This is a genomic window from Aliagarivorans marinus DSM 23064 (assembly GCF_000429485.1).
Taxonomy (GTDB): Bacteria; Pseudomonadota; Gammaproteobacteria; order Enterobacterales; family Celerinatantimonadaceae; genus Aliagarivorans; species Aliagarivorans marinus.
On sequence record NZ_KE386909.1, the window covers coordinates 179920 to 196761 of the forward strand.

The following is a 16842-nucleotide window of genomic DNA, read 5'->3' on the forward strand; positions in this document are numbered from 1 at the left end:
AGGGCCTCTTGGCTAGCTTGCTGTCGCTTCAGGAAGCGGTGAACGTTGCATCCCCACAAAGCGCGGTTGCGCTTCGATACGCGCCAGCCAAGCACGAATGGCCGGGTAGGGTTCCAGGCTTACTCCACCTTCAGGGGCGTGGGCGATATAGCTATAGCCCGCCACATCGGCAAGGGTGATGTCATTGCCCACAAAATAGTCTTGCTGAGCTAGCAGCGGTTCGAGAATCGCAAATAGCGCGTGGGCTTTTTTGATGGCGAGCGGGTGGTCGAGTCCGGCGCCAAACACTGTAACCAAACGCGCCGCACAGGGGCCACTAGCTATCTCTCCGGCCGCCACCGACAGCCAACGCTGCACCTCCGCGGCGTGTTTCGGCTCGCTCGGCATCCACGGATGGCCATCGCCATATTGCGCCGCCAGATAGCAGATAATCGCGTTGGAGTCGGCAAGGATGGTACCGTTATCATCAATCGCGGGCACCTGACCAAAGGGGTTTTTACCCAGGTACTCGCTGCCCTTGTGCTCGCCATTGGCCATATCCAAATCAACACTTTGATAGGGCAGATCCAGCAGCGCCAGCATTAGCTCGACCCGGTGGCAGTGGCCGGAGAGTGGGTTGCGATACAGCACGATCGGTGTGTGGTGTGTGGGAAAATGTGGATTCATGGTGGTCTCCTTACTCAGTACACAGGGTGGGTTTACAGGTTTAGCTCGCTGAGCCCAGGATGGTCGTCGGGGCGGCGGCCCAGAGGCCAGTGGAACTTGCGTTCGCTTTCGCTAATCGGGTGCTCGTTAATGCTGGCGATGCGGCGTTGCATCAGCCCATCGGTGGCAAACTCCCAGTTCTCGTTACCGTAGGCACGAAACCACTGTCCGGAATCGTCGCGAAACTCATAGGCAAAGCGCACCGCAATGCGATTGTCGGTGTATGCCCACAGCTCCTTAACCAGTCGATACTCCAGTTCGCGGGTCCACTTGCGTTTAAGCAGGGCTTCGATCTGGCTACGACCTGTAACGAACTCGGCGCGGTTACGCCATGGGCAATCCTCGGTGTAAGCCTGGGAAACCCTCTGTGGATCGCGGCTGTTCCAGGCATCTTCGGCCAGGCGGATCTTGGCTCTTGCCGAGGCCTTATCAAAGGGTGGCAGTGGTGGTCTGGACATCGTTGTAGTTCCTTAATTGAAAGTCTGAGGAAACTATAGCGAGCTGATTTGGTGAAATAATTGGCTATTATTGAAAGATATAATTTCATCTTTTGTAATAAAGAGCTTGTAACAAAGAGCTTGTAATGAAACGGCTGTAATAAACGCTGCGACTCAGGGAGGAGTCCTATGGACAAGTTGGAAAACATGCGGGTATTTGTGGAAGTCGCCCGGCAGCAAAGCTTTGTTAATGCCGCGCATCAGCTAAGTATGACCTCACCGAAGGTCACCCGTTGTATCGCCGATCTTGAATCGCGCCTTGGTGTGAAGCTGTTTAACCGCACCACCCGGTTGGTGCGGCTAACCGAGCCGGGGGCGCGCTTTTTACAAGACAGCAAGCAGATCTTGGAGGCCTTGGAAGAGGCCGAAGCCGCGGTCTCTGGGGTGTACAGCCAGCCAAAAGGCAAGCTCACCGTCACCGCTCCGGTGCTGTTTGGCCAAAAGTATGTGACGCCGCTGATCAGCGAGTATTTGGAGCAGCACCAAGAGGTCAGGGTAGAAGCGCTGTTCTATGACCGCCTGACCAGCATGCTGGAGGAGCAGATCGATGTGGCGGTGCGCATCGGCCACCTCAAAGACTCCGGCCTGTATGCCAGCCAGGTGGGGCAGGTGCGGCGGATGATCTGTGGCTCACCTGACTACTTTGCCAAGTATGGGGTGCCGACCAGCCCGGAGCAGCTGGCAGCGCATCGGATTATCTTTCCGATTAACTCAGAGACCAGCAACGTTTGGCAGTTCGCCGGCAAAGGGAAGAAGCAAGCCATTACCCTCAAGCCCCAGCTACGTTGCAACCAAAATGCCGTGGCCTTAAATGCTGCGGTGCAGGGGTTTGGGATCACCCGGCTTATGTCCTATCAAGTTGCCGAGGAGCTGGCCAAGGGCAGCCTGATAAGCGTGTTAAGCGAGTACGAAGAAGCTGTACTGCCGATCCATGTAATTCATCTTGAAGGGCGCAAAACCAGCGCCAAGATCCGCGCCTTTATCGACTTGGCGGTTGAGCGATTGCGCGCTAATCCTTTTCTTAACCCCAGTCCCTAGGCGTGATTTCGGGCGCAGGCCAAGCGAGTGCTCACTTGTCCCTGTGACATAAAAGTTCCGGTATACACTGAGTTTATTGTCAACTATATTAGCGGCCGAAAGGCTAAGGCGTTGATGTTAAACAGTTCACTAGGGCTAACAGCAAGTGGCTTTCGCTAGCTCCCTTGCCCTCAAGTTGATGGCTGCCTTTGACCTCTGTCGTCTCGTCGTTTTCACCCCATACACCGTGCGGCGGTTATCCCCTGTTGTCGGGTGGTTAATTGGGTTTTGGTAGATAGATATTTCAATGGAGCTGTATGAAAAATAAAATCTTATCTTCGCTCATTCTCTTTCAGTTATCGCTTCCGGGCATTGCTGAGGTTATTTCTTCAGACGCTAATTTAAAGCCGCGCTCCGCAGGCGCGACTGCTCACCACGAGCTGGTTTCCGTCGATGGGCTAGGCATTCCGGATGATGCAATCAGCGCTACGATTATGCAGCTACAAGGGGAGGGGCATTACTCTCCCTATACCAACCCTCCGGCTAAGCAGTTTGAATCGGAAGAGCGTTTTGTGGTGAGGGGTGTTGTGACCGCCATTCAACAAAGCGCCCTGGGCCGCGACCTGCCGGTTGGCTTTTTTATGCAAGATGAGCTGGGTGATGGTAACCCGCTAACCTCGGAGGGGATCTTCGTACCCGGGTTTACCGAAGGTCTGACAGTTGGCGACGAGGTTCTCGCCTATGGCCCGGTTTATGAGCACTACTACTGGACCCAGCTTAAAGCGTCCATCGTTGCGCCCACCGGACGTAGCAACATTGCCATCACCCCAACTGTCGTGTCCGCGCATGAGCAGGACGCCCATTTCAGCGCCACCTTAGAGCGCCATGAAAACATGCTGGTGCAGTTTGCCGCAGAGTCCGACATGCATGTGACCCGCACCTATGGCTTTGACCACAGCGCCAAGCGCAGCAATATAGTGATTGCGCATGGCGCCGTTAACGTTCATCCCAATCAAGAGTTTGCCCCCGGCAGTGAACAAGCGCACCAGCGCCACCAAGATAACGCTGATCGCCGGGTGGTGGTTGAGAGCTTTAGCAAAGCGCCAAAAGGCGTGTTGCCGTGGTATCCAGACTTTGGCCTGAATAATGGTGAAGGCCAGACCGATGATTATATTCGGGTCGGTGCCACGCTTGATGGGGAAGGGTTAATTGGCCCGTTAAATCGCTCCTTTAACGAGTACCGCATTTTTGTGATGAACCAAGCCCAGCAGGCGACCTTTAATCACGACAACGCCGCGCGCAGTGCCAAACCGCAGCTACGTGAAGATGGCGAGCTAACCATTGCCAGTTTTAACGTGCTCAACTACTTCAACTCAGATTTTGGCGGCAACCCCAACCCCTTTGGCGACAGCCGAGGAGCTGCCAGCGAGCAAGAGTTCGCCCAGCAAAGCGCCAAGATTGTAAATGCCTTGCTGGCCATCGATGCCGATATCGTCGGCTTGATTGAAGTGGAGAACAACGGCTTTGACGAGGGTTCGGCCATCTTTGACTTAGTCTCTAAACTCAATCAGCAGTTGCCCCCCGCCAAGCACTACCAAATCCTAAGCAAGCCGGGTGTTGATTATATCGGCCGGGATGTGATCACCAACCACGCCATCTACCGCCCAACGGTGGTGTCACTGGAAGGCTTTGACACCATCGAGCTGCCCCAGCAACACGTTGATTTGGGCAACGGTAAGTTTAAACGCGCCAAGCAGCGCGACACGGTAGTGGCAAGCTTCCGCCTGCCTAGCAGCGAGCAAGCCATTACCATTGCGGTGAATCACTTCAAGTCGAAGGGCTCTAGCTGCTGGGAAGACGACCAGCAAAACGGCGACCCGGATCTGCAAGGTTCCTGTGAGAACTTTCGGGTGTCGGCGGCCTACCAACTCGGTGAGCAGATGGCGCAGTTTGATGGCTATAAGATCCTGATGGGCGACCTCAACTCTTATGCTGGCGAAGACGCCATCATGGTGCTCACCAACCGCGAGCACGCGCCAGCGGATTACTCTATCCATGCCGCCCGCGATACCTATATCGGAGGCGATCAGGTCACGGGTACGCCACTACACGGCGAGCGAGGCGCCTTGATTGAGCAGTCCTACGGCTATGTGAATGTTATCCAGAGCATGCATCCTGGCTCTTTCAGCTATGCCTTCAACGACACTGTCGGCTCCCTCGATTACTTCTTGGCTGAGCCTGCGCTGATGCCCCATATCATCGATGGCACCGACTGGGCGATTAACTCGGTGGAGTCCACCTGGTTTGAGTACGAGCGCAGAAACACCAAAGCCTTTGAGAAGTTTGATGACCCTTATCGCTCCTCGGATCACGACCCAGCGATAGTGGTGTTGCGTTTCAACCAAGCACCTAGCGAGAGGGTGCAGCTTCCGGAGCAGCCCATCGCACTCCCCGACATCGCAAGGCCACAGCCGGAACAGCCGGCGCAGCTGTTGTTTGATTTGACGTCTTTGGCGCAAGTGCAGATTCAGGTCGGCAGCGAGATCCGCGTGCATATTATGGTCGATGACAATGCGCCAGCGGGGCTGCGCAATTATGTGGTGAATGCGGCGAGGCTACTCACCCATGACGAGATTGAGCAAGGCTGGGCGATCTTGGAGCTTGGCGAACTCGCGGCGGGAGACTATCAGCAAAACCGCTTTCTAGCAGGTGAGTTGCTTGATACGCAAACGCTGCGCGTTAGCCGAGGCGGCATTTTCGCGGCCTTCAACGGCAGTGCTTCATCGCTGCTGTTGATGGCAATCGGGCTGTTGCTGGTCATTGGCCTGCGCATACGGCTCCGAGCTAGCCGCTAGTGCATTGATGCCGCGGCGGGCTGGTGAGCCCGCCGCGGCATACAGGCCATAGGCTTTCCCTCACCTTTACAACTTCTCGTCGTAAAGCCATATTCGCCAGATGGCGTCATCGGCTATCACCTTGGCATCATCTGCCATCCCATCTTCCCGCCGGGAACTCTAGAGTAGTGACAACTGAATAGGCCGCACCTGATAGGCGTGCTTTGACCCGATCTTGGCGCGCTTTGGCGCAATAGGGCTAGCCATCCTGACTAGAGTAAAGCCAAGCGAATAAGGAGTTGTTATGCAAGTACCCGTGATTGACCCAAGTAAACCGATTGCCGTAACCGGTGCAACCGGCTACGTGGCAGGCTGGGTCATTAAACTGTTGCTGGAGCAGGGCTTTAGTGTGCATGCCACGGTACGCGATAGCAGCGAGCAGCGGGTTGGCTATCTCAATGAGCTGGCTGCATCCTTGCCTGGCGAGTTGCACTTCTTTGAGGCGGACTTGCTTGAGCAAGGCGCGTTTGATGCGCCGTTTGCCGGCTGTGAGCTGGTGTATCACACCGCCTCGCCGTTCACTCTGAGTTTTAAGGACCCACAGCGCGAGTTGGTCGACCCTGCCCTTAAGGGCACACGTAATGTGCTGGAGTCGGTGAACCGCAGTGAGTCGGTTAAGCGGGTGGTTCTGACCAGTAGCTGTGCCGCAATCTATGGTGACAATGCCGATGCTATGGGCCTGCAGCTCAACGAGGGCATGTGGAACACCAGCTCCAGCTTATCGCACAACCCTTACTCTTACTCTAAAACTGTCGCCGAGCGCGCGGCGTGGGAGATGCACGCCCAGCAGCAACGCTGGCAGCTGATTACCATCAATCCCTCGTTCGTACTGGGCCCCGGAATTAAACCGATCGCCACCTCTGAGTCGTTCAATATCGTCAAGCAGATGGGTGATGGCACCATGAAGGTAGGCCTGCCCCATGTGGGCATGTGTGCGGTGGATGTGCGTGATCTCGCTCAGGCCCAGTTAAAAGCCGGACTGACTGCCGCAGCCAAGGGCCGCTACATCATCAGTGGTCACGATTCCTCGTTTCTTGAGCTCGCCGGTCAACTGTTGGACAAATATGGCGACCAATATCCCATCCCACGCCGTCGTCTACCGAAGTGGTTGATGATGTGCATTGGGCCGCTGGCAGGGATGAGTCGCCAATACGTGCGTCGCAACGTTGACTATTCGCTGCATGCAGATAACAGCAAGAGCCGCATGGAGCTGGATATGGAGTACCGTCCGCTCAAGCAAACCATGGAAGATTTCTTCCAGCAACTTATCGAGAACGGGGTGTTTAGCAAGTAGCGAAGCCTGAGCAAGCCTAACCCTACATAACATCGTACCTAACACAGTAAGGAGCAAACATGGCCAAGACAATTTTGATTACCGGTGCCAGCAGTGGTATCGGCAAGGCAAGTGCCAAGCGCTTTCAGGCGGAAGGCTGGAATGTGATTGCCACCATGCGCAAGCCGGAGCAAGAACAGGAGCTGTCGCAACTGGACAACGTGCTATTGGCGAGGATCGATGTTACCGAGCCGCAATCGATTGCTGATTGCGTTGCACAGGGCATTGAACACTTTGGGGCTATCGATGTGCTGCTAAACAACGCTGGCTATGGCGCTTATGGGGTGCTGGAAGCCACCCCAATGGAGAAGATCCACCGCCAGTTCGATACCAATGTGATTGGCCTGTTTGAAGTCACCAAGGCAGTATTGGGACATATGCGCAGCAACGGCAGTGGCAGCATCATCAATGTCTCCTCGATGGGTGGCAAGGTTGCCTTCCCACTCGGTGCGCTCTACCACGGCTCTAAGTATGCGGTTGAGGGCCTGTCGGAAGCGTTGTACTACGAGCTGGATGCAATCGGTGTGAGGGTCAAGCTGGTGGAGCCCGGCCTGGTGAACACTAACTTTGCCGGTAGTTCTTTTGATTTCAACAACGACGAGAGCATGAGTGAGTACCAAGGCGTGGTCGCGAATCTTATGCAGGGCTTTGCCAACTCGCCCACTCAGCCTTCAGAGCCGGAAGATATTGCTCAAGTCATTTGGACTGCCGCCACGGACGGTAGCAGCCAACTCCGCTACATCGCTGGCGCCGATGCCGAGGCGATTATCGCCGCGCGTAAAGCACAGAGTGATGAAGAATTTATGGGCGGACTAAAGCAGCAGTTTGGCTTTTAGAGCCTATTAGCTCCCTTTCGTTTAAACCTTTCCTTAGTCAAGTTTAAGCGCTTTTGGCGGCAGAGTTGATCCCATGCTCTGCCGTCTTTTTTCTATCTACTTCAAGCAGATGTCTCAAGCTCAGCGAACATCCTGGCGAACGAGCGGGTCGAGCGATATCCCAGTAAAAAAGCAATCTGGCAGCGACTTAGCTGAGGGTCAGCCAAGTACTCTTTGGCCAGTTGTTGGCGTACCCGTTTTACCTCCTGCTGGAAGCTGGTGTCTTCTTCGGTGAGCTGTCGTTGCAGGCTGCGTTTGCTCATGGCGAGTTGCTTGGCAACCTTATCGATGCTGTAGTCACCGCTGGGTAGCAGTTCTAGTAATTGCTCACTCACCCGTTTGCGTATACTGCCAAGCTGTTGCTGCGAGAGGCGTTTACGTAGCTCGGGTTCGAGTAATGCCAACAAGCTGCGGTTGGCACTGACGAAGGGCTGGCTGGCATCAAAGCTGCTAAACATCAGCGAGTAACCATTGGCCAGTTCTACCTTGGTACCTAAATACGCCTCGAACAGCTCGGGTTGGTTTAGCGTGAACGGCAGGGTTGCTTTCAGTGGTACCACTCGCTGGCAAGTGGCCTGACGGACCAGCTCGGTCATCATCACTAACTCAACGGCGAGCAGAGCTTTTGGCGGCGAGTCCAGCAGCGGTAGCTTCTTGAGGCTAAGGGTGGTGGTGTACTTGTTCACGCTGACATCCAATAGCATTGGGCCGACCAAGATTTTGTACTCCGCCAAGCGGGCAAAGCCACGGTTAAGGTCCTCGCTGCAAAACACGGCATGTAGCGGTGGGCTGAAGGTCTCAGGGCGGATCAACTCGGCCAGTTCAATACAAAATGGCTCGCCGCCGCCCAGTCTGACAAAGGCCTCCCAAAAGCGAAAATACTCATCGGCGTTGAGGCTAGGATGGGGGGCGTCGTACAGATCAGGATCGAGGTCGGCTTCTATCAGAATATCGCGTAGTTCGAAGCCAAAGCGACGGACCAGCATTGGCCAAGTCAGGTCCATCAGATAGCGTTGGTTTTGCGGCATAGTTCCTCCATATCACACCTTAGTATAGTTGGCGTCTTTGGTACGCAAGTTGGCGTGTTATGGCATTAAGACTGGCCCTGTACTGGGCTAGCCTTTAACTCGTTCGATAGATTCTACGGAGTGAGTTATGAAGGCAAGTACAGCAATCGACCGTCTTAAACCGGAGCAGTGGGCGAACACCAGTGTGCTGGAACGTTTACATCTGCTGGAGCAAGTGCGCCACAACCTCAAGTCCCATGGTGATGAGCTGGCCAGCTCTGACGCTGAAATGAAAAACGGCTTGATGGGCGAGGCCTTGTTTGGTCCGGCGGAGTCCAAGGTGGCCACGGTGGTACCGATAGCCAATACTCTGTCTGCTGCTATTGAGCTATACGAAGCACTGGCAAAAGGTGAGATGTTGGCTCCTCAAGGGGTAGAGCCGGTGGGCGCTGGGCATCGCATCCAAGTCTTTCCCGCCACCGCCAAAGAGAAGATTATGGCCGGTGGGCAGAAAGCCTATGTCTATGTGACTGGCGAGCCTAAACAGGTTAGCCCCATGGACAAGCCTGCTGGCATCATCGCAGTCTTGGGCGCGGGCAACTACAGCTCATCGCTGGAGATGGTCAAGGCGATGTTTTTCGATAACTGCGCCGTGGTGCACAAGCCCCATCATTTGAACCAAAAGACCGATGAGGTGTGGGCAACCATCTTCGCCCCGTTAGTGGAGATTGGCGCGCTCAGCTTCTGCGATGCCGACCAAGGCCGCGACCTTACCCAAGACTCGCGCATCGATAAGATTTACTTCACCGGTGGCACTGGCACTGCCGAAGCGATTCAAGCTGCCTCAAGCGCAGAGCTGGTCTCTGAGTGCGGCGGCAATAACCCATGTCTGATTGTACCCGGCATTCGCCCCTGGACCGACAAAGAGATCGAACACCAAGCGGTGCAGATTGCGACAACTGCCAAGCTAAACGGCGGGGCGGTATGCGGTCGCCCGCAATCGATTATCACCAGCAAGCAGTGGCCCCAGCGCGAGCAGTTCTTAACGGCGCTGCGTGTGGCGATTAGCGAGACTACTCCAGCGGCGGGCACCTACTACCCCGGCTCTGACAAGGTGTGGGAAGGCTTTGCCGAGGCCTACCCCGATGCCGAAATCCTGCAACCCGAGCAGGGCAAATACCAGAGCGGCAAGTTTATGTTTATCACTGGTGTTGAAGAAGATGGTTATGCGGTGAACAACGAGGCTTTCTGTCAGATCATCAATGAGATCCCCCTCGATGTGGCCGCCGAGCCAGAGGCCTTCTTGCGCTATGCGGTGGACTTTTGTAACAGCAAACTGCACGGCACCTTGGGCGCTTGCCTGCTGGTGGATGAATACACCCGCAAGCAGCACCAAAACGCGGTCAGTCAGGCGGTCGCCGATATGCACTATGGCGGGATTACGGTAAACACCATGCCGCCATTTGTCTTCCTTAGCCCTTACCTCACCTGGGGTGGCAACGAGCAGCGCGAGGGCCAGCCCTTTGTCTCGGGACACGGTAACTTTGGCAACCTGCTCGGCTTTGAGAATATCGAGAAATCGGTAATTGAAGACAGCTTTATGTCGCCCGGCCATATGATCAATCGCTCCAAGGCTGCCTTCGACACCCTCTCCAATGGCATGGCCCGCTACGCCGTCGATCCAAGCTGGATGAACCTTACTCGCTTAGTGGGTGGCGCAATGACCAGCGGTTGTAAGAAGAAAGACTTCTAGTACTAAGTCAACACGCCCTAGATTGGCGTGCTTAAGAGGAAAGATTGATGACCAATACAGCAGAATTCTTCCGCTCACTAGAGCGGCACGGCGAGCTGTTCGCCGAGATGGAATATGGCGTGGTGGCTACCCAAGGTTTTGGCGTCAGCCCGATCGAGCTTATTAGCGGCGGAACGCCCTTACCCGATGGCGGCGCTAAAGTATGCTTGGACAGTTATGGTGCCGTGACCGGCGAGATTAACGGGACCTTCAACCAAACTGAATACCTGCATATCCACGCCGGCCAAGCGATGAGTAACAACGTTCATGGCGTTATTGTTACCGAGGGTGGGGTGAGGATTTCATTGCGCTTACTAGGAGAAGTCGCACGTGATGGCACGCTGAGCTACCAGGTGGTGCTGAATCACAACACCGAGGCCTACAGTGACCTGAACAACCTGCACCTGTTTGCCAAGGGGCAGGTTGATTTTCAGCGCGCCAAAGCGCGGTTGAAACTGTACGCGGTAGCCACTAATCCCTTCGGCAACGGCAAGCCGTTCTATGCGGGCGGTAAGGCCTTCAGTGATCCCGATGACAGCCATGTCGACTACGCCAACTTTCCATTTAAACTCGAACCGCTGCAGCAGGACAGCGCTGCCACCTTAATTTACGCCGGTGAAGGGCGTTTAAACGGGGTGGAGGCCTTTGGCGCTGATATCAACGCGGTGTTTAGTGGGCAAGTTGAGATCCCCGAGCAGGGGCTGCGGATGAACGGCTATTTCTCAGGCCCAACGGCCGGTTCGATCAATGGCGTTATCTCGGGGCGTAACTTCCTGCGGGTGATGCCTGATGGCTCGATGCGCATGAACTCTAAGATCATCGCCAATACCCTGGAAGGGGAGACCTTATTGTTAGAAGCGCTCGGTGCTAGCTTTCCACAAACAGGCAGTGCATGGTTTGAGACTTCACGAGTTGTATCGAATCTTGAGAAGTACGCGCAGCTAAGCCAACTGTACAATGTGGGTGTCGGCTCCACCGACGTGTTTACCCAGCAGATTATCTATAACCACTACGGCTACGTTCAAAACCCCTTCGCTTAATCCTCCGCCGAGATAAGCAGGCTTTAGGGCCTGCTTATCGCTTTGGATAACGCCTGCCACTTTTTCAGTAAGGCCCCGAGTCCACTTCGGCTAGTACAAAAAACTTTGTTGGATGCCGTGAGGGCCGCTCCTATGCTGCTCGCTTCACGCTTCTTCTCGACGGTTTTCGTGGTTCTTAGCAATCGTGATGATAAATTCCATATTGCGAATGTTTACTTTTTGCGCGAATGGATCAAAAATAAACGAAAGATAACGAAAGTTGCATTAGGAAGAGGTAAGGCATGAAGGATATCGTGGCAAGACATAAAGCGGGCTTGGGTGGGGGGATCTGCTCCATCTGTTCGGCGCATCCCAATGTGATCCGGGCGGTACTGCGTTTCGAGAAATATAGCGATGCGGTGGCGCTGATCGAGGCGACCTCCAATCAGGTGAATCAATTCGGTGGCTACACCGGTATGGTGCCGCGTGATTTTGTGGACTTTGTCCATCAGATCGCTGAAGAAGAGGGCTTTCCACTGGAGCGCTTAGTGCTCGGTGGCGACCATCTGGGGCCAAATTGCTGGCAAAAAGAATCTGCTGAGCAGGCCATGCTCAAATCTGAGCGCTTGATTGAAGACTACGTTCGTGCTGGCTTTTCCAAGATCCACCTCGATGCATCGATGTCCTGCGCCGACGACCCAGTGCCCCTGCCGCCCATGGAGGTGGCCCGGCGGGCTGCACGGCTAGCCTATATCGCCGAGCGCACCGCCACCGAGGATCAGAAGCGCCAGCTATGTTATGTGATTGGCACTGAGGTACCGGTACCCGGTGGCGAAAAAGAGGCGATTGAAAGTGTGCATGTCACCGAGGTGTGTGATGCTCGCTCTACCATCGAAACCCACAAGCAGGCCTTTGAAGAGGCGGGCATCTACTCGGCGCTAGAGCGGGTGGTGGGGGTTGTGGTGCAGCCTGCGGTGGAGTTCGATCACTCCAATGTGATCCACTATCGGCGTGAGAATGCCCAGGCCCTGTCGCGCTTTATCGAAGAGACCCCGTATCTGTATGAGGCTCACTCCACCGACTATCAAACCCGTGAGCATCTGCAGGAGATGGTTGAGGACCACTTCGCCATCCTAAAAGTCGGGCCGTGGCTGACCTTTGCCATGCGCGAGGCTATTTTTGCACTGGCCGAAATCGAGAAGCAGATCGTCGACCCGGCCAAGCAAAGCCACCTCAAAGAGGTGATCAACCAAGTACTGCTGGATAACCGCCAGTACTGGCAGGACTACTACAGCCAAACCTACTCCCACGCCTTGGTGCAGCTTGGCTACAGCCTGTCCGATCGGATCCGTTATTACTGGACCGACGATAAGATTGAGGCGGCCATCGCCCGAATGAGCGACAACCTCAGCGCCTGCAGTATTCCATTGGGGCTACTCAGCCAATACCTGCCGAGCCAGTACAAGTTGGTACTCACCGGCCAGCTAGAGGCAACGCCGCAGGAGATTATCTTGTCCAAGATTGAAGAGGTGCTGGCGGAGTACCGTTTTGCTTGTGAGGGACAGCAAGCTCCAGTCTTGTCCGAAAGCGCTTAAGGGCTTTATCAGAGAGTGCTTAAAGCACGGAGTGTTTGGGGATCGTTAATAGAAGAGCCGTGCAGCAATAGCACGGCTTTTTCATTTGCTCATTTGGGGCACGCGCTAAACAAACTGGTGCTGGTAGTGCCCGACATAGTCATTCAGCAGTTGGTGATATTGCTGGTAGTGCTGCTGGTAGTCCTGATTCGACTGCGGCGCGACCTGGCTATTGGGCTGCTCTTGAATATAGTGTTGGCAAAGCTCGCTGATGGTCAGTCCGCGGCGATGCAGGTTGCTACGAGCCCAGCAGGCTTGCAGTGCTGCGCCCAAGGCGCCCGCTTCACCCACCGCTAAGCCCGATACTGGAAGGCCGGAGATATCCGCCAGCATCTGTCGCCACAGCGGGCTCTTGGCGCCGCCGCCAATCAAGCGGATGGCATTGAACGCCAGCCCGGCGTGCTTGAGCACCTCCACCCCTTTCACCAGGTTGTAGCTGACCGCCTCGACGCCGGCGCGCAACAGGTTGGCTTGGCTTAGGTTATTGGCGCGCATGCCCAATAGTGCGCCGCTGGCATCGGGCAGGTTGGGCAGGCGCGAGCCGTTAAAGAACGGCAGGCAGCGCAGCCCTTCGGCGCCGATGGGGGCCTGTGCCAGTAGTTGATCAAAGTCACTGATTGAATGGTTGGTCAGCGCCAGCAGTTGGTTGTTGGCGGTGGTGACGTTCATGGTGCTGGCCAGCGGCAGGTAGCCACCGCTGGAGGAGCAGAAGGTATTTAGATCGGGCAGGGTCGAGGCATCCAGTTGATGCTCGCTATAGCCATAGACGGTGCCCGAGGTACCAAGGCTCATGGTCAGCAGGCCGGGTGCGACGTTACCGGTGCCGATCGCCGCCATCATGTTATCGCCCCCGCCGCTGGAGACGATCACCTCTGGCCCACAGCCCAGCAGCGCCTGCACCTCTTTGGTAACCCGGCCACAGCTTTGCTCTGAGTCGATAAGCTCCGGTAGACGAAAGCCTGCTGGCAGCTCCAACAACCCCAGAATGTCACGCTGGTACTCGCGTTGCTGGGTATCGAAAAAGCCGGTTCCCGAGGCATCGCCCGGCTCAGCGGTATAGTTGCCGGTGAGGCGAAAGTTGAGGTAGTCGTGGGGCAGCATCAAGTAGGCGATGCGCTGGAACAGCGCAGGCTGGTGTTGCTTAACCCACAATAGTTTGCCTAAGGTAAAGGCCACCGGCACCGGGATCCCCAGTTGCACCGGAAAATTTAACCCATAGTGACTTTCGAAATCTTTCAAGGCTTGCTCGGGGCGGGTATCACACCACAGTATTGCATCGCGCAGTGGCTGTTGCCGCTCATCGAGGATCACCAAGCCATGCTGCTGACCGGATACGCCAATCCCTTTTAGTTGCTTAGCAGGAAAGCCACTTTCATTAATGGCTTGCTGTGCCGCTTGGATTAAGGCCTCAAACCACTGCGCAGGCGCCTGCTCACGGGTGCCATCGTCTTTACTTACCAGTTGATGAGGCTGGTAGGCCTCGCCAATTACCTGTCCTTTATGCCACAGCAGCGCCTTGGTGCCCTGTGTTCCACAGTCTATTCCCAGATACATGTTTCCGTCCGTGTTGATTCAGTCTGTCGCTTACTAGTGTGAACAAAAAAGCGACGATAAATGTGATCAAACAACAGTTTTCGAAAGATAAAGATAGAAAACGAAAGTTATTGGATCTAATTTACAAGGTATCGAAAGTTTTTATCTTGTCAATGAAAGAGTCTTCGAAAAGGAATCATCAATGCTCAGTATTGCCGTGAAAGCAAATAAAAAACTAGAGCTGACCCACATAGCCAAACCGGAGCCTGCTGCTGATGCAGTAATTGTGAAGGTGCACTACTCGGGTCTGTGTGGCTCGGATCTCCCCCGCATTTTCCACAACGGTGCGCATTTTTATCCCATCGTGTTAGGGCATGAATTCTCAGGTGAAGTGGTTGAGCTTGGCGCCGAGGTAGAAGAGCTGGCACTGGGCGACCGCATCGCCTGTGCTCCTTTAGTTCCCTGCGGCGAGTGCAGCGAGTGTCGCGCCGGGCGCTACAGCCTATGTAAGGACTACAGCTTTGTCGGCTCGCGGGTACAGGGGGCGAACGCTGAGTACGTGCAAGTACCCGCCAAGTGCTGCTTCAAACTCGATGGCAGCGTTAGCTCGCTGGAAGGGGCCTTCTTTGAGCCACTCACCGTGAGCCTGCACGCCATGCTGATGAACGGCGGCTGTGAGGGCAAGCAAGTGGTGGTGGTTGGGGTCGGCACCATCGGACTGTTGGCGGTGCAAGCGGCTAAAGCCTTGGGCGCGGCCAGTGTGGTCGCCATCGATATCGACGATGCCAAGCTGGATAAGGCCGCGACCCTAGGCGCTGATCAATGCATTAACTCGCGCACCGAACAGAGCGCCGACAGCATCGCTAATCCACAGCAAGCACCACAGCTGCTGTTGGAAACCGCCGGTCATCCGGACACCGTCAAGCTATGTCTGGCTATAGCCGGGCCTCGCGCCACCATCGCGCTGATTGGCACCCTGCACCAAGACCTGCAGATGAGCCATCAAGAGTTCGGTCAAATCCTCCGCAAAGAGCTCAACCTTAGCGGCTCGTGGATGAACTACTCGGCGCCGTATCCCGGCATGGAATGGCAGATCGCCAAAGAGCTGTTTGCCAACAATCAAATCAACACCGAGCTGCTGGTGGATCAGGTGTTAGCACCGGATAACTACAGCCAGCAGGTTCTGGCACTGAATGGCCGTAACCCGGCCGGAAAAATCTTACTGAAATGGGGAGAGCAAGCATGAGCTTGACGCATACCAAATACTTGTTGGAGCAGGCGCGCAAGGGAGGGTATGCCGTTCCCGCCTTTAACATCCATAACTTGGAGTCGGTGCACTGCGTACTGGATACCGCCCGGGAGATGGAGTCGCCAGTGATTCTGGCAGGCACGCCTTCCACCTATCAATATGCAGGCACCAGCGAGCTGATCGCCTTGGTCAATGCCGCTGCTAACGAGCGCGGTATGCAGGTAGCACTGCACCTCGATCATCACACCGATATCGAGGACATTGCGACCAAAGTTCAAGGCGGGATCCGCTCGGCGATGATAGACGGCTCTCATTTTAGCTTCGAGGAAAACGTTAACCTCACACAACGCGTGGTGGCACTTTGTCACACCTATGGATGTAGTGTAGAAGCGGAGCTAGGCCAGCTTGTCGGTCAAGAAGACGACCTGATTGTCGACCATGTTGCAGAGCCCTATACCGACCCGCAGCAAGCCGCTGAGTTTGTTGAGCGCACCGGCATCGATGCGCTGGCAGTCGCGATTGGTACGGCTCACGGGCTGTATAAGGAAGAGCCGCGTTTGGACTTTGTCAGGCTGCAAGCGATTGCTGAATTGGTGTCGATTCCGCTAGTGCTACACGGTGCATCTGGAGTATCGGCCGAGGATGTACGGCGCTGCGTGAATATGGGGATTGCCAAGGTAAACGTTGCTACTGAGCTGAAGATTGCCTACGCCGATACCCTCAAGCAAGTGTTCCAGGACGACCCCTCGGTGAACGACCCACGGGTCTACAACGTGGAAGCCAAGCTGGCGATGGCTAACGTCATCAAACAGAAAATCGATATCTGCGGCAGCGCCGGACGCTTATAGGAGTCGACATGTTAAAAGGAATTAGCCCACTTATTCCCCCTGAGTTGCTCTATCAACTGGCCCGAATGGGCCACGGCGACGAGTTGGTACTCAGCGACATCCACTTCCCAGCACATAGCTGTAACCAGACGGTGATTCAGGCGCGTGGCTGCGAGGTCTCGGAGCTGGCGGCCGCCATCTGTGAGCTTATCGAGCTCGACCAATATGTGCCTGACAAGGCAGTGGTAATGAAAACTGTCGGCGACGACCGTTACCCGGAAGGGCTGCTCGATGAGTACCAGCGGGCGCTGCCCAAAGGCACCGAGCTCTACTCGGTGGAACGCTTCGAGTTCTACGACCGCACCCAAAGTGCCAGCTGTGTGGTGGTCACCGGCACTACCCGTAAGTACGGCAATTTATTACTAAAAAAAGGCGTTACGCCAACTAACTAAACGCGCTG

14 protein-coding genes are annotated in these 16842 nt (G+C 55.3%); 10 read left to right on the forward strand and 4 right to left on the reverse strand.

What is annotated here, in order from left to right:
• Window positions 1–12: 12 nt before the first annotated feature.
• Entirely contained in the window at window positions 13–666 is a 654-nt protein-coding gene (locus G461_RS0120450; protein WP_026973248.1) for a glutathione S-transferase family protein, read from the reverse strand.
• Between the two features lie 32 nt (window positions 667–698).
• Window positions 699–1163: a nuclear transport factor 2 family protein gene (locus G461_RS0120455; protein ID WP_026973249.1), complete on the reverse strand. Its 465-nt coding sequence runs from the start codon at window positions 1161–1163 to the stop codon at window positions 699–701.
• A 168-nt stretch (window positions 1164–1331) separates the two neighbouring features.
• Between G461_RS0120455 and G461_RS0120460 the strand changes: the two genes are divergently transcribed.
• The 4 genes from G461_RS0120460 (at window position 1332) to G461_RS0120475 (ending at window position 7282) form a co-directional block, all read left to right on the forward strand.
• Window positions 1332–2240: a LysR family transcriptional regulator gene (locus G461_RS0120460; RefSeq protein ID WP_026973250.1), complete on the forward strand. Its 909-nt coding sequence runs from the start codon at window positions 1332–1334 to the stop codon at window positions 2238–2240.
• Window positions 2241–2536: 296 nt separating this feature from the next.
• Window positions 2537–5074 (forward strand): ExeM/NucH family extracellular endonuclease, encoded by a 2538-nt coding sequence (locus G461_RS25025; protein ID WP_051333730.1) that lies wholly within the window; start codon window positions 2537–2539, stop codon window positions 5072–5074.
• Between the two features lie 283 nt (window positions 5075–5357).
• A complete protein-coding gene (locus tag G461_RS0120470) occupies window positions 5358–6407 on the forward strand; it encodes an NAD-dependent epimerase/dehydratase family protein (RefSeq protein WP_026973251.1) in 1050 nt (349 codons plus the stop codon).
• Window positions 6408–6466: 59 nt separating this feature from the next.
• Window positions 6467–7282 carry an SDR family oxidoreductase gene (locus G461_RS0120475; protein ID WP_026973252.1) on the forward strand — a complete coding sequence of 272 codons (816 nt, stop codon included), beginning with the start codon at window positions 6467–6469 and terminating at the stop codon, window positions 7280–7282.
• A gap of 101 nt (window positions 7283–7383) precedes the next feature.
• Here G461_RS0120475 and G461_RS0120480 read toward each other — a convergent pair whose 3' ends face one another.
• Window positions 7384–8349, reverse strand: coding sequence for an AraC family transcriptional regulator (locus G461_RS0120480; protein ID WP_026973253.1), 966 nt, complete (start codon window positions 8347–8349; stop codon window positions 7384–7386).
• Between the two features lie 127 nt (window positions 8350–8476).
• On the opposite strand from G461_RS0120480, the gene G461_RS0120485 reads away from it, so the two are divergent.
• The 3 genes from G461_RS0120485 (at window position 8477) to gatZ (ending at window position 12734) form a co-directional block, all read left to right on the forward strand.
• Window positions 8477–10081, forward strand: a complete 1605-nt coding sequence (locus G461_RS0120485; RefSeq protein WP_026973254.1) for an aldehyde dehydrogenase family protein — start codon at window positions 8477–8479, stop codon at window positions 10079–10081.
• Window positions 10082–10128: 47 nt separating this feature from the next.
• Window positions 10129–11160 carry a hypothetical protein gene (locus G461_RS0120490; protein WP_026973255.1) on the forward strand — a complete coding sequence of 344 codons (1032 nt, stop codon included), beginning with the start codon at window positions 10129–10131 and terminating at the stop codon, window positions 11158–11160.
• Window positions 11161–11441: 281 nt separating this feature from the next.
• Window positions 11442–12734, forward strand: coding sequence for a tagatose-bisphosphate aldolase subunit GatZ (gatZ, locus tag G461_RS0120500; protein ID WP_026973257.1), 1293 nt, complete (start codon window positions 11442–11444; stop codon window positions 12732–12734).
• A gap of 105 nt (window positions 12735–12839) precedes the next feature.
• Here the strand turns inward: gatZ and xylB are convergent, their stop codons facing one another.
• A complete protein-coding gene (gene xylB / locus G461_RS0120505) occupies window positions 12840–14327 on the reverse strand; it encodes a xylulokinase (RefSeq protein ID WP_026973258.1) in 1488 nt (495 codons plus the stop codon).
• Window positions 14328–14508: 181 nt separating this feature from the next.
• On the opposite strand from xylB, the gene G461_RS0120510 reads away from it, so the two are divergent.
• From G461_RS0120510 to fucU, 3 genes are read left to right on the forward strand one after another with little or no spacing between them, the layout of a single operon-like run.
• On the forward strand, window positions 14509–15552 hold the full coding sequence (locus G461_RS0120510; RefSeq protein WP_026973259.1) for an alcohol dehydrogenase catalytic domain-containing protein: 1044 nt from the start codon (window positions 14509–14511) through the stop codon (window positions 15550–15552).
• The gene (gene gatY / locus G461_RS0120515) at window positions 15549–16403 is read left to right on the forward strand and encodes a tagatose-bisphosphate aldolase subunit GatY (RefSeq protein ID WP_026973260.1); all 855 of its coding nucleotides are present in this window, start codon (window positions 15549–15551) and stop codon (window positions 16401–16403) included. Before G461_RS0120510 ends, gatY begins: the two co-directional genes overlap by 4 nt.
• An 8-nt stretch (window positions 16404–16411) precedes the next feature.
• On the forward strand, window positions 16412–16834 hold the full coding sequence (gene fucU / locus G461_RS0120520) for an L-fucose mutarotase (RefSeq protein ID WP_026959208.1): 423 nt from the start codon (window positions 16412–16414) through the stop codon (window positions 16832–16834).
• The last annotated feature ends 8 nt before the right edge of the window (window positions 16835–16842 follow it).